This window comes from Pantoea sp. E956-1 (assembly GCF_982223955.1).
On record NZ_CEUYZP010000002.1, the window covers coordinates 205,367 to 219,312 of the forward strand.

Consider the following 13,946-nt stretch of genomic DNA (forward strand, 5'->3'; position numbering starts at 1 on the left):
GGTGCAATATGGGAAGGGGAATTAATTTTCTGATAAAGATGTGAGTTATTGGCAGGACTGTTGCAAAGGCAAGTCGCGGGGCGAGCGGGCTTCCTCGTTGTGTGACGTTCAGCCTGCTCTGATAAGCAGGCTGAACGATAAGGCGATTAAACCTGCTTCACCGCCCATCCTTTTTGCTTGCTGGTTTTGCCAATCCCAGGATTGAAGCTGTTGGTGGGATCGAGCTGGCGATAGAACGCCGCCAGCTGCGGTTTGGCCTGATAGAGATGACCGACATTATGTTCAGCGGGATATTCAGCGCCCCGCGCCTGAAGAATCTCCAGCATCTGCGCTTTGAGTGCATGCACATCGACGCCTTTTCTGACGATGTAATCCTGATGAAACACATGACAGAAGAAGTGACCATAGTAGAGACGATGGCTCAGCGAGGCGCGGATCTCCTCGGGCAGGGTTTCGAACCAGTCCGCATCGTTGCGACGCAGGGCGATATCCAGCGCCAGAATGTCCTCGACCTCATCAGCATGTACTGCGTGGTAGCGCACCGCCGCACCCGCCGCTGCAAAGCGATGCAGAAAGGCGTGCGCACCTTCTTTGCCTTCGCATTCGAAGAATTCGCCACCGCCTTCACGGAAGTAGTCGCGCAGATAGTTACGCGCTTCCGCCACGCCGTCGCCAGACATCTTCAGCATCAGATGGTGTTCATATTTGTCGCGATACTGCTTCATGCGTTTCGGCAGATGCGCCGGAAACAGTTTACTCAGGCGCTGCAACAGGCGATCGCTGAAGTGCGGTTTAACGAAGGAGAGTTTGCTCAGCCAGGCATCAACCCGCCCCTTGAGCGTGAAAAACAGCGGCATCTTGTCGGTGCCCAGTTTGTCGATCATCAGGAAGGTATCTTTGCCGTAGACTTCCGCAATGTCATAGATGTCGCGGTGCATATATTCGCCCGCCACCGGCAGATGGGTGAAATGCGCCAGCATGTGACGGCGGATATCGCTGAGAACGTCGGGCTCGTTGGTGCCGATGTAAAACACCTGCTGCTGCGGTTCGCTGGCGAAGGTATCGAGTCGCACCGCGAAGACCGCCAGCTTCCCGGCACAACCGGAGGCTTCAAACAGGCGACGCGCATCGGCGTTGTAGCGGGCGGGCGTATCCGCATCCACTTCACGAACCCGGTCGGCATATTCATGATCGGAGGCGTGGCGGCCATCGTGCTGCACATCTTTAGGCTGCCAGCGGTCGTCATCCAGCCGCCCCAGAATCTCTTCCGGTGACGTCCCAAGATCGATACCGAGATGGTTCACCAGCTTCAGTTTTCCCTGTGCATCAATCTGGGCAAACAGCGCCATTTCACTGTAGGCCGGTCCGCGCTTGATCAGCGATCCGCCGGAGTTATTACAGATGCCGCCCAGCACCGAGGCACCAATACAGGAGGAGCCAATCACCGAGTGGGGTTCACGCCCCAGCGGCTTCAGCGCTTTTTCCAGCTGGTAGAGTGTGCTGCCGGGGAACGCCAGCACCTGCTGGCCTTCGTCGATCAGCTGAAGCTTATCCAGCCGCAGGGTGCTGACAATCACCAGCGGACGATCATAATCGTCGCCGTGCGGCGTCGAGCCCTCGGTCAGGCCGGTATTCGCCGCCTGCATCAGGATAATGACATCGGCATTGACCAGCGTTTGCAGTACCCGCCAGAGCTCCAGCAGCGTACCGGGAAACGCCACCGCCAGCGCCTCGCCTTCGCCGGAGCGAAAGCCTTTGCGATAGCGCGCGGTCTGTTCAGGTTCAGTCAGCAGATGGGTGGGGCCGACCAGGCGGCGCAGGTCAGAAAGCAGGGCAGAGGTTTGTATCATGAGCAATTCCCTTGTCTTATCAGTGCGTCCTAACTGTAGCACGTCAACTCACCTCAACGCAGTGTGACAGCGGCAGCTACCTGCTATTCTCATCTTGTGGCACACTGCCGCCTGTTAATTCGATATTGCGCAGTTACTTAAGAGAACCCAACCTGATGAAATGGATTTACTCTGTTAGTCTCGCTGTCTCCCTCGCGATGCAACCGGCATTGGCTGAGACAGTGCCAGGTAACCACCCGATGACCGAGCAGGCGCGGGATGCCTTCGTTAATCAACTGCTTAAAAAAATGACGCTGGACGAGAAGATCGGCCAGCTGCGTTTAATCAGCGTCGGACCTGATAATCCGAAAGAAGTGATTCGCGACATGATTCAGAAGAGTCAGGTTGGCGCGATTTTTAATACCGTAACCCGTCAGGATATTCGCGCGATGCAGGATCAGGCGATGCAGCTCAGCCGCCTGAAGATCCCGCTGTTTTTCGCCTACGACGTTATTCATGGTCAGCGCACCATTTTCCCGATTCCTTTAGCCCTGGCGTCAAGCTGGGATCTGGATGCGGTGAAAGAGGTGGGGCGCGTCTCTGCCTATGAAGCGGCCGACGATGGCCTGAACATGACCTGGGCGCCGATGGTGGATGTCAGCCGTGAACCGCGCTGGGGCCGTGGCTCCGAAGGTTTCGGTGAGGATACGTATCTCACCAGCGAAATGGGTCGCAGCATGGTGCAGTCGATGCAGGGCAAAAGTGCTGCCGATCGCTACAGCGTGATGACCAGCGTGAAGCATTTCGCGCTCTACGGCGCAGTTGAAGGCGGACGCGATTACAACACCGTGGACATGAGCCCGCAGCGCATGTTCCAGGACTATCTGCCGCCATACAAAGCTTCACTGGATGCGGGTAGCGGCGGCGTGATGGTGGCGCTGAACTCGATCAATGGCGTGCCCGCTACGGCGGACAGCTGGTTGCTGAAAGATCTGCTGCGCGATAAGTGGAAGTTCAAAGGCATCACCATCAGCGACCACGGCGCAATCAAAGAGCTGATCAAACATGGCGTTGCCAGCGATCCGCAGGAAGCGGTTCGCATCGCCCTGAAGTCGGGCGTCGATATGAGCATGAGCGACGAATATTACAGCAAGTATCTGCCCGCTCTGGTGAAGAGCGGCGCCGTCACCATGGCGGAGATTGATGATGCGGCGCGCCATGTGCTCAACGTCAAATATGACATGGGCCTGTTTAACGATCCCTACAGCCATTTAGGTCCGAAAGAGAGCGATCCGCAGGACACCAATGCGGAAAGCCGTCTGCACCGGGCTGAAGCGCGCGACGTCGCGCGTAAAAGTATCGTATTGCTGAAAAACCGTCTGGAAACGCTGCCGCTGAAAAAATCGGGCACTATTGCCCTGATTGGTCCGCTGGCAGACAGTCAGCGCGACATTATGGGCAGCTGGTCCGCCGCTGGCGTGGCGAAGCAATCTGTTTCGCTGCTGCAGGGCATGCGCAATGCCACCGAAGGCAAGGCTACGCTGCTCTATGAGAAGGGTGCCAACGTCACCGACAACAAAGGGATTCAGGACTTCCTGAACCTCTATGAGCAGGCGGTTTCCGTGGATACGCGTTCACCGCAGCAGTTGATTGATGACGCGGTCGCCAAAGCGAAGCAGGCCGATGTGGTGGTTGCCGCCGTGGGCGAAGCGCAGGGTATGGCGCACGAAGCTTCCAGCCGCAGCGACCTGGTGATCCCGCCGAGCCAGCAGAAGCTGTTAGCGGCACTGAAAGCCACCGGTAAGCCGCTGGTGATTGTGCTGATGAACGGACGCCCGCTGTCAGTGGTGAATGAAAATCGGATGGCCGATGCGATGCTGGAAACCTGGTTCAGCGGCACTGAAGGCGGCAACGCCATCGCCGATGTGCTGTTCGGCGATTACAACCCGTCGGGCAAACTGCCGGTTTCCTTCCCGCGTTCAGTGGGTCAGATTCCGATCTACTACAACCATCTGCCAACCGGCCGCCCTTACAACTTTGCGAAGCCGAACAAATACACGTCGCACTACTACGATGCGGCTAATGGCCCGCTCTATCCGTTTGGTTACGGCCTGAGCTATACCACTTTCACCGTGTCGCCGATAAAAATGTCCTCACCGACCATGCCGCGTAACGGCAGCATCGAAGCCAGCGTGACCGTGACCAATAGTGGTAAACGCGATGGCGCGACGGTGGTGCAGATGTACCTCAACGATCCGGTCGCTTCCATCAGCCGTCCGGTGCAGGAGCTGCGTGGCTTTAAGCGCATCATGCTGAAAGCGGGCGAGTCGCAAACCGTGACCTTTAGAATCGACGTGGATGCACTGAAGTTCTGGAACCAGCAGATGCAGCATGTTGCAGAGCCCGGCAAATTCAACGTGATGATTGGACTCGATTCCGTTCGTACCGAGGATGGGCAGTTCAACTATTTATAACCGTCAGCCTTTCCCCTGACATCAGGGGAAGGTGATGCGGCGCGTCGTTAGCGTCCTGCTACGGCGCGCCGCGTCATATCCACTATCAGAGCCGCTATGATTAATCTGCGTGACCGCATTCAGCAGCAGGTATTCCGCCTTAACGGCCTGTCGATGAATGAATTTGACCTCTCTCAACCGCCTGGCGATCCCGGCCTGTTTGGCCCGGACAGCGTGATCTGGCGCGTCCACGGTGATTTCACCTCCATGATGTGCGGCGGGATCAGCGCGCTGCTGTTGCAGATGCTGCATCCGGCGGCACTGGCGGGCGTCTGGGATCACTCTAATTTCCGCGAAGATATGATGGGCCGCCTGCGGCGCACCAGTCAGTTTATTGCGGTGACCACCTACGGTAATTCGCAGGATGCACAGACGCTGATCGACCGGGTGAAACGCATTCACCTGAAAGTCAGCGGCGTCGACAGCGAAGGCAAATCCTATGCCGCCAGCGATCCGCATCTGCTGACCTGGGTGCATGTGGCGGAGACCAGCCGTTTTCTGGCCGCCCATCTGCGCTACAAAAATCCACACCTAAGCCGCGCCGAACAGGATCAGTACTATCAGGAAGCGGCACAGATTGCCGAAGCGCTGGGGGCTGAGAAGGTCCCTAAAAGCGTCGTCGACGTCGCGGATTACCTGCAACAGATGCGTTCAGAGCTGCGCTTTGATCAGCGCACTGCCGAAGTAACGCGATTGCTGATGAATGCCCCTGCACCCAGCTGGCAGGCAAAACCGGTGATGAAAATCATGCTGAAGTCGGGGTTCGGGCTGATGCCAGCCTGGGCGCAGGCAATGTCCGGTACTGAGATCGGCCGCTTTCAACAGGCGATCATTGACCGGAAGATCAATGCGATTGCGGTGGGGTTAAGGTGGTCGATTCAGCGCGGAGCCTGGTATCGGGCGATGGTGCGGATGGGCAGGGTGGGGTGAGGGGTTCACTGGTAAAAGGGTGGATTACTGTAGCCCATAAAGGATTACGCAACTGGAGTAGTTGATATCTGCACCTGGATACGTGCTTTGTTAAGGCAGCCAATTTGTCGGAGTTAGGTACAATAGGCTGATTGAAGTAGATACCAACGTCCGCTTTGTGCCAGAAGCGGACGTTTCTATAGAAATTTCCTGTCAAAAAATTGGACGCAGGTCAATAGATACGTGCTTATTCACTAATGCCTGTGGTTATAAGTTGGCATCAACTCAAATATTATAATTTGGCTTCAAATATGCTCGTAATTCAAGCTGGTATAATTTCACGCTTCGCGTAATTTATTCAGAATAGCAATATAGGACAGGGATCCTTATGTATCTTGCAGAGCTCACTATAGAGAATTTTCGCAAACTGCGTGAAGCCACGCTGAAATTTCAACCCGGTTTAAATGTTCTGGTAGGCCCAAACAACGTAGGGAAAAGTGCAGCAATCGATGCACTCCGAACGCTTCTTGCAGGTCATGATGAGAATTATCCTCGCCTCGATGGTTCTGATAGACACCGTCCGCATGAGGGTGATCCAACTGGTGATATAAGTTTCCATTTTGTCTTCCGAGATCTTAGCCTTGAAGATGAAGCGGACTTTATTACTGCCCTCAAGCCAAATGGGGACAAGACCATGGAGGCGCATATCCATGTCCAGTATACCGATATGGATAAGACGGGACGATTCAAAGTCCGGCGTTGGTGCGGTGATCACCCAGAAGTTTCGCTTACCTCAGATATGATGGAGAACCTTCGGGGGGTCTATCTCCAGCCTCTCCGCGATGCCGCGCAAGGTCTTCGTCCTAACCGTAACAGCCAGCTGGCTCGATTACTTCATTTGCTCACCGATGATGCAGGTCGTGACGCAATAAATACGGCTTTAAAGCAACTTGACGAAACACTTAAACAAGACAAATCCCTTCAGAGTGCCCATAAAGCGATATCAACCAGACATGATATCATGATGGGTGCTCAGCTAGCGCAGGAGCTTGCCGTCGGGCTCAGCGTGACTGATTTTCAGCGCCTCTCTTCCCGACTGACCCTGACGGCTGAAGCCATGGAGATTGATAAGAATGGATTGGGCTTCAATAATCTGATCTTCATGGCGGTAGTACTTAGTGAATTGGCTAAAAATACTGATTCTGCTTTCAGGAGTTTGATTATTGAGGAACCTGAAGCGCATTTGCATCCCCAATTGCAGCGCGTATTGCTGCAATACCTTGCAGGAATTCCAACGAGTGAAGGCGAAAAGCCTGTACAACTATTTGTCACCAGCCATTCCCCAAATTTTGCCAGTAATTCAAAGCTGGACTCTCTTGTATGCTTGATCGAAAACGAAGCTGGCGTTGAGACCTTTTTTCCACGTGATATAAAATTTGAAAAGGGAAAACGTGAAAAGTTAGAGCGGTATCTGGACGTAACAAGGGCTGAACTATTTTTTGCACGACGGGTGATTTTTGTTGAAGGCGCAGCAGAACTCATGTTGATTGACGCGCTTGCTAAGAAGATAAACTTTGATCTCAAGGGATATGGGGTCAGTCTCATTAGCGTTGAGGGACTTAATTTTGACTCCTTCCTCCCGCTTTTTGGAGAGCAGGGGCTGCGAATTCCCGTCGCTGTAGTAACCGATGCAGATCCATTTGAAGAAGAAGTTAAAGCCGTGGTAGAGGGTGAACAGGCTGAAGAGGAAATTGATGACTTACTTTCTGAGGCTGCCTACCAGGAAGAAACAGATGCTCTTGATGATGAAGAGCCTGCTGGCAATGCTGAGAAAAAGAAAAAAGTTAAAAGGAAAGAGGTGTACCCAGCGTTGGGAGATCAGGTGCGGTTATCGGCAAATACCATCAAGATGAAGAGTCTGGAGGATAATTTCGTAAAAGTTTTTCATGGATTGAAGACCCTTGAATATGATCTGGCACTCATTGAGGCGAACCGCGACCCAATGCTTACTGCATTAGCCGACCCGCATCCAAAAATCTCTAAAGCTCTGCGTAATATAGTTGATGCACAGCCAGACAATACCGCAAAAACCAAAGCGTTGTTCTGCGGAATGTTTGAGCGAAAAGGCAACGGCAATATTCAGAAAGGTCGATTCGCCCAGGCATTAGCAGAACAGATTTCGAAAGAAAATGATTTTGAAGTCCCTGAGTACCTCAAAAAAGCTATTCAGCATGTCTGTCATGGAGTGGTCAAGCCTTGAAACTATCAAAGGAACAGATAGATATCATAGAAGCACCGTTAGGGCCAATTGCTGTCACTGCGTGCGCAGGAAGCGGGAAGACAGCTACAGCCATTCGGCGCCTGATTGCCATTCGACAGAAAATGCAAAACAGTCGCGGCCGCGTTGTGCTGTTGTCTTTCTCCAATGTTGCTGTCAATACCTTCAATGCAGGATATGCGGAGCTCGCTGCTGGCCTACCAGACGATGCTAATCGTCGAAGGGTGGAAGTCGATACACTTGACGGGTTTTTTACCAAACATATTTTACGTCCCCATGCTTACAGGACTATGGCCGCACCTCAGGCTGCATACTTAGTGTCAGGTTCTGAACCTTTTCTTGCTAGGTTTAAATATTGGCGTGAAGGTCACCCCCCTTTGCCATTAAAAGACATAAAAATAAGCATATTGAATGGGGACTTTGTCTTTTATTCCGATGTAAGAAATGACATTGAAATTCTTGATAAAGCTAAGGTTTTAAGGATTATTCATGACCTTGGACGTTTAGGAGCTTACACTCATGATATTGGTCGATACTGGGTGTATAGGACCCTAGATTCTCAACCTGCGGTATTGAGGGCGCTGGCAACCCGCTACCCGCACATACTTGTCGATGAGTCTCAGGATTTGGGAACACTGCATAAGGAAATCTTAAAGCAACTCATTACTGCAGAGGTTCAGGTTACGCTTATCGGGGATGTTAATCAGGGGATTTATGGCTTCGCTGGTGCTGACGGTGAGTTCCTGAATAGCTATGAGGATCGTGCAGAAGTTACCGGCTACAAGCTTACTCGCAATTATCGTTCCCTGCTTCCAATCATAAATATCGCCAACATTATTAGTGGCCGCCAAGACGAACCATACCGCCAGGGAGAACAAGGTGGAGCTTATTTTATCGGATACAAGGATTTGGAACTTCCCAAATTAATTGATGCATTCAAGGCCCATATTGATGAGTTAGGCATGCAACATCAGGATGCTGTGCTCCTCTGTCGGGGAGCAGACAGAGCCGCAGTAATTGCGGGTAGGACTACCCCTCCAGGACAAGGTATGGTCAAGGTGTTAGCAGAAGCATCGTTGTTAAGGGATCTGCATGGTGACTATCATGGATGCTTTAATTTGGTCTGCCGGGCTATTCTCAGCTTATTGGAGGATATACCCCATAGCCTCAGTTCTAGACTTCAGGGGGTATTACATGATCCTGAGATGAAGGGAATAAAGCGATTACTATGGTGTTTCAGTCGCAACGCTGATTTGGGACTCCCTTCGTCTGCGCTTGTGGCTAAGACCGACTGGCACTCCAAGCTATTAACGAATGTTAAAATGCTTCTCGCAGAGATTGAAAAGCACTGCGGATATAAAGTTGCTGGCAATGTAGGAACTAAACTTACTAAGAAATTATTACCAGATCAGACACTGACCAGTTCAGTTTCGGCTCAAGGACACGGGCTAAGAGTCGAGACGGTTCATCAGGTTAAAGGGGAGTCTATCGGTGCGGTTATGTATGTGGCTAAGAAATCCAATATCAAAGCACTGCTTTCAGGTACAGGTGATGAAGAAGGACGTATCGGGTATGTCGCAATAACTCGGGCCAAGAACTTATTCTGGCTGGCTGTACCAAAATCATGCCTTAAAGAATTAAAAGAAGATCTCATTAAAGCTGGTTTTCAGGAATGGACCAAACTTGCCGTCATTGATCCTGTCTGAACTAAATTGAAGAGAAAAATTTAGCTCTGGCGCTCTTGCCCGGGCTGATGGCCCGGTTTCGGTGTTCCGTAAAAGAGTTTTAAAAGCGCGCCTATGGACTGAGGGCTTTGAAGTTCAATGATGGTGATCAATTCGCACGACTTATTCAATCGCCGTAATCGCCCACCCAACTTGGTGTCGGGCCGTCTGGAAATATCCACTCATAGCCCGTTTGCTCCTTCAAACGTGCAAGTATTTTATAAAGCCGTTCGTGAATTGAAGCGTCGATGAATTTGATTAGGTCTTCCCACTCGTTTCTTCCACCTATATGAAGCCCTAAACTCATTTGCGGCTGTACATAAAATTGTGTGCCGCTGAACGCAAACCCTACTAAACTATCAATCGATTTATGACCTCCGTTATGGGCATAACGTTCGTTACGAATTTTATACAGATCATCATGAACAGCCCGTAGGTGGACAGGGAGATCATTCCGCTGGAGAACGTAAGTGCCATTGCTTTTGGCGAACAAGCGTGCATAGCAGACCACAAAAGCGGTTGTTAACATCTCCTGTTCCAGCATCGATTCAGTAGTGATTTCAAACTTGGTCGTACGAAGCCGACGATAAATGTAACTAAGGCTTGTTGTAGTAGGTATTACCTTTATAAGTCTAATCAGACTTTCAATCTCTTTATCGCAACCGCTAATAATCTCCGCCCCTATCTTCATTATTTTTTCAAAAGGCGCTCTTAGATCAGCTGGTAGTTTGCTGAAAAATTCTTCAGAGACGCTGTAATAGTCGTCGCCTTCAAAAATAGGAGGAGGTGACATAGCCATTTGGGTAAACCCTGTGTGGAGAAATTGCACCATTTTCAAACTAATTAGCGGTGTTTATCAAGATAAATTAAGGTCTCAATTTGGTCTTGGAGGCGGAAGAACTTACAGAAGGTCGAGAGTACAACTGAATTTCAAAACCGACTCAAAGCGCGGTATAGCCTGCGGGACATGGAAATTATTCCTTGATGTATAACTCCTGTAAAATCTGCCAATTCTGTCCATTTATCCCGCGATAACCCTAAAAATTAGATTACTTTGTAAGTTTGGAAAGTCCAATGTCCGCAATTCGCTCATGGCTGCCCTTGCCTGCGAACAATCTCACTGGCCGATACGTGCCCAAAGCTGTCATTTTTAAAATAAATTGTTTAAAAATACCTGGGCCAGTTCAGGTTAGCGCTAAAATCCGAGCTAGACGGGTTATACCTAAGGATTTCAGGACATGGCAAAAATTTTTTTTAGCTTAAGTTTATGGGGAGCGATTTCTTCGATACCTGTTATGAAGATGCTTGCGGAGCAGGCTGAAGCGAATATATCCCGTACTCTAATTGATGCTGATGAGCCGGGGGCCGTTGAGTCGGGGGGATTTTCAGACGAACGGCAACATGAAGATGGGCAAATTACAACGTTTCAACGCACCTACTATTCATGCGGCTCATGCGTTGGCTATGATCAAGACGAAGTTAGATCTACATATAAGCATCTGATTGCACAGCTTACACGCCGCTCCACATTTCTTACCATTTTTGGCCTGTTCGAACACCGTATGGTTGATTGCCTCAAACTTATGGACGAACTTTCATGCGAGGCTACAGATAAAACGCACAAGACGATTGAAGATTGCCACAAGCGTCTTAAACGCAATTTTGGCGGTGAAAGTATAAAGGATGTCGATCATTTAGCAGTGATCCGAAATATCATGGCTCATAACGATGGTGTTGCAGACAACTATCAAACACTTTCCTGTGAGCCAACAAAAAAAACCGAATCTGAGAAACGAATCCTGCGAGGTATTCCTCGCGCTATGGCTGAGAACGCTGGTATTTCAATCACCTTATTTAATAAAGTACTTATGGATGATCGATTTCTGATGTATGCCGTCGGTGAATTTGGCCGCTATGTTGATGAGTTGAATACTGCGGTACGCAATTACCAAATGCAGATGCGGAGGGAGCAGGAAACGTGAATTTCAGCATCGCTCATCCCCGCCCCGGACCGTGTAGTCATGATACTGTCATCCTAGGCCCGGTTTTCAGCACTGGACTCTCAATGAGGATCTCACGTACAAGATCGAAATTATCTGTTTGACAGTATATATACTGCTCTGCCCGCCCTGTCTGTAACCAGTTGAGGTGCTCAACCCGGGCAGCATCCGCACGGATCACATCCCCTTCCAGAAGCTCATTCACGCGCTCAAGCTCGTCAAAAAGATTGTGTCCGTTAATTCTGATGTTATTGGCAATACAGTGCTGTATAAAGGCACGCTCTTGCCTGACTTTTTCTCCAAGAGACGGGCAGAGCATCGCCAGCGTAATCGTGGAGGATAGCGGCAGGTAAATTTCAATGCCCTCAAGAGCAAGTCCAAGATTGCCACGTCCGGGATGGGATATTCCGTTGAACAGGGACACAGGGTTATCTGAAATGTAAAAGGGGGCGTCAAGAGAGGTTTCGAGCAAGTGCCAATCTTTCTGCATAAACACATTAGCTTCAGTATGTTGTTCGCTGAGCATTTCCAGAAACATCCCTTTTGCTTCTGACGCGTCCCCTGCAATTATCTGAAGAACATCTCCTAGCTCAGTATCAGGTGACAGCGAGAATTCATCGACCCATTGATCAAATAGTCCCATATCCAGAAGTTTTTTCTTGAATGAATGCGAGATATGCTTGATCTGCTCATACTGGTTGTGTGTGCGCATCTGCTGAATAGCGGTAAACATCGCCAAGTCAAGCCTCTCTACCTTACTGAGAATACTGAGGCTTTTTTTCTGCAGGATTTTGGTGATAACCGATGCGGCGCGCCCTTCATACTGACACAGCATTGGTTCGAGGCTGAGATGTTCCGGATGATTATCAACGTTGTAGAAGGTGTTCCGGACGGTGGCATCGTTGACGTTGGTTGCAAAAACTCGCCCGCTCTCTTTATCGAAAGCGAACAGCTGCTTCCTGTGTTTTTTCTTTTTTCCCGATGATCCAAAGTGCTCCAACAGAAAGCGGGGAACGGTGTGCTGCCGTACAACGTCAGTTTGCATGCTCGATAGCTCTGCCATGTACAGGTTCCTTTTTCTGGTTGAGCGAAAAGCGACAGGTTTTAGTCCGGACGGGCCGCTGTGTAAAAACAGCATTATACTAAACTTCTTCCTACTAATTCTCACAGAACGCTGTTAGCAATGTCCGCCTTTCGCTCATAGCGGCCATTGTTTTTTACAGTCCCTGCTTCATTCGTTCGGGCGCACTACTGCTCTATAACTGCGGTCGCAATTAATTCTCTAAAGGGAGATCTGATGAAAGCAGGACTGCTTTCACTGGTTTTGCTGGCCACCACGCTGCTTACCGGTTGCGATGCTGGCGCGAAGAGTATTGATTGGTATAAAGCGCATGACGCGGAGCGCAAAGCTAAATATGAGGAATGCACGAAAGCCTCTGATCCACGCGGTACCGAAGACTGCCGTAATGCCATTGATGCCACTGTCCACGGCGGCTCTTTTACAAAGAGTCCTGATAAAAGTTGGTAAATTCAGGCGAGCCGCCGCCTGGCGGTTTTTTTGCCCTCCTGCGGGAACAGGTAACGTCCCTTCAGTCAGCCACTCAAATGCAGATGCCGGGCACAATTGACATTGCACTACCAAAAGGCAATAGTTAATTTTTAGAATCAAGTGGATCTACTATATTCGCACATAAGGAATGGAGTTCTCATGTCATATAGCTGCTATTTACTTCTCAATCGGCGTGAAATGACCAGCGTGAAATGACCAGCCTGAGCTGCCCTGGTATTGGTACATTTCCTGCTTTTTCTGGTCAAAAAGAAGGCCGCAATAATCCAGAAAAAACAAACGTACCCGATATAGGCCCAATAGTTCGTGGCCGTTACTTTATTGTAGAACGACCTTCAGGCGGAAGATTGGGACCGTTTAGAGAACGGTTGTTGAAAGACATATACGGTACGGATCGCTCAACATGGTTTGGACTATTTCGTGACGATGGAAAAATTGATGACTACACGTTTGTACAAGGCATCAGGCGGGGCAATTTCCGTCTGCACCCTATTGGGCCATTAGGGCTGAGTGAAGGCTGCATCACACTTCAACATGCTCTTCAGTTCAATTACATGCGCGACATGTTCCTTAAATCTGGCCCAACGCTTAACATCCCGGGCAGCCAGCTCAAAGCCTATGGAACGGTAAAGGTATACTAACGATGCGCTTTATTATAACTATTTTTCTGTTTGTTTTTTGTGCGATTGCTATTTCAAAAGCTATTGCTGTCATAGTGCCGGTAACATTCTTTTATGCCATCGCAGGTTTTTTCAATATTAATGGCGATGAGGCAACCATCGACTTTGTACTCTCAGCCAATATCCTTATTTCTATCATTATGTCTGTTGCGCTTTTATGGTTGCTGAAAGGTTTTTTCAAAAAGCATTAAACAGGACGATATGTGTACCATTGATTAGAAAAGTCAGTCTGATAACCATAGTGAACGCTACAGTCAACACCGTATCCGGTTAACTTTATTGGGCAGTGCATCGCGCTCCTTCGCTGCATCCACCCGTTACTGTAAGAGCATTATCAGACCGTGATGGTATGAGTATGCTGCCGGATGGGCCTCTGCTCCCGCCAATTGCGCCTGCTGTACTCCTCACCACCCCTCCAACTCCCACACTTTGAGACTATTACCCTT

General features: G+C 50.0%; 11 protein-coding genes. 8 read left to right on the forward strand and 3 right to left on the reverse strand.

The features are described 5' to 3' along the window. Window positions 1-146: 146 nt before the first annotated feature. Window positions 147-1,850, reverse strand: coding sequence for a D-lactate dehydrogenase (dld, locus tag AC0T7J_RS08470; protein ID WP_473793453.1), 1,704 nt, complete (start codon window positions 1,848-1,850; stop codon window positions 147-149). A 155-nt stretch (window positions 1,851-2,005) separates the two neighbouring features. Here dld and bglX point away from each other — a divergent pair, with 155 nt between their 5' ends. The 4 genes from bglX to AC0T7J_RS08490 all read left to right on the forward strand — a co-directional run bounded on the left by bglX (window position 2,006) and on the right by AC0T7J_RS08490 (window position 9,235). After that, window positions 2,006-4,303, forward strand: coding sequence for a beta-glucosidase BglX (gene bglX, locus AC0T7J_RS08475; RefSeq protein WP_473793455.1), 2,298 nt, complete (start codon window positions 2,006-2,008; stop codon window positions 4,301-4,303). A 96-nt stretch (window positions 4,304-4,399) separates the two neighbouring features. After that, window positions 4,400-5,272, forward strand: a complete 873-nt coding sequence (locus tag AC0T7J_RS08480; RefSeq protein ID WP_473793457.1) for an oxygenase MpaB family protein — start codon at window positions 4,400-4,402, stop codon at window positions 5,270-5,272. A gap of 367 nt (window positions 5,273-5,639) precedes the next feature. Next, window positions 5,640-7,511 (forward strand): ATP-dependent nuclease, encoded by a 1,872-nt coding sequence (locus AC0T7J_RS08485; RefSeq protein ID WP_473793459.1) that lies wholly within the window; start codon window positions 5,640-5,642, stop codon window positions 7,509-7,511. Further along, complete coding sequence (locus AC0T7J_RS08490; RefSeq protein WP_473793461.1) at window positions 7,508-9,235, forward strand: UvrD-helicase domain-containing protein; 1,728 nt, start codon at window positions 7,508-7,510, stop codon at window positions 9,233-9,235. The genes AC0T7J_RS08485 and AC0T7J_RS08490 overlap by 4 nt, the downstream gene beginning before the upstream one ends. Window positions 9,236-9,380: 145 nt before the next feature. Here AC0T7J_RS08490 and AC0T7J_RS08495 read toward each other — a convergent pair whose 3' ends face one another. Next, entirely contained in the window at window positions 9,381-10,052 is a 672-nt protein-coding gene (locus AC0T7J_RS08495; RefSeq protein ID WP_473793463.1) for a hypothetical protein, read from the reverse strand. Window positions 10,053-10,491: 439 nt separating this feature from the next. On the opposite strand from AC0T7J_RS08495, the gene AC0T7J_RS08500 reads away from it, so the two are divergent. Next, on the forward strand, window positions 10,492-11,235 hold the full coding sequence (locus tag AC0T7J_RS08500; RefSeq protein WP_473793464.1) for a hypothetical protein: 744 nt from the start codon (window positions 10,492-10,494) through the stop codon (window positions 11,233-11,235). Window positions 11,236-11,272: 37 nt separating this feature from the next. Here the strand turns inward: AC0T7J_RS08500 and AC0T7J_RS08505 are convergent, their stop codons facing one another. Next, window positions 11,273-12,316: a DUF4238 domain-containing protein gene (locus tag AC0T7J_RS08505; protein ID WP_473793465.1), complete on the reverse strand. Its 1,044-nt coding sequence runs from the start codon at window positions 12,314-12,316 to the stop codon at window positions 11,273-11,275. A gap of 234 nt (window positions 12,317-12,550) precedes the next feature. Here AC0T7J_RS08505 and AC0T7J_RS08510 point away from each other — a divergent pair, with 234 nt between their 5' ends. The 3 genes from AC0T7J_RS08510 (at window position 12,551) to AC0T7J_RS08520 (ending at window position 13,691) form a co-directional block, all read left to right on the forward strand. Further along, complete coding sequence (locus AC0T7J_RS08510) at window positions 12,551-12,781, forward strand: EexN family lipoprotein (protein WP_163842926.1); 231 nt, start codon at window positions 12,551-12,553, stop codon at window positions 12,779-12,781. 233 nt (window positions 12,782-13,014) lie between these two features. After that, window positions 13,015-13,461 (forward strand): DUF2778 domain-containing protein, encoded by a 447-nt coding sequence (locus AC0T7J_RS08515; protein ID WP_473793466.1) that lies wholly within the window; start codon window positions 13,015-13,017, stop codon window positions 13,459-13,461. A gap of 2 nt (window positions 13,462-13,463) precedes the next feature. Then, complete coding sequence (locus AC0T7J_RS08520) at window positions 13,464-13,691, forward strand: hypothetical protein (RefSeq protein ID WP_109653063.1); 228 nt, start codon at window positions 13,464-13,466, stop codon at window positions 13,689-13,691. The last annotated feature ends 255 nt before the right edge of the window (window positions 13,692-13,946 follow it).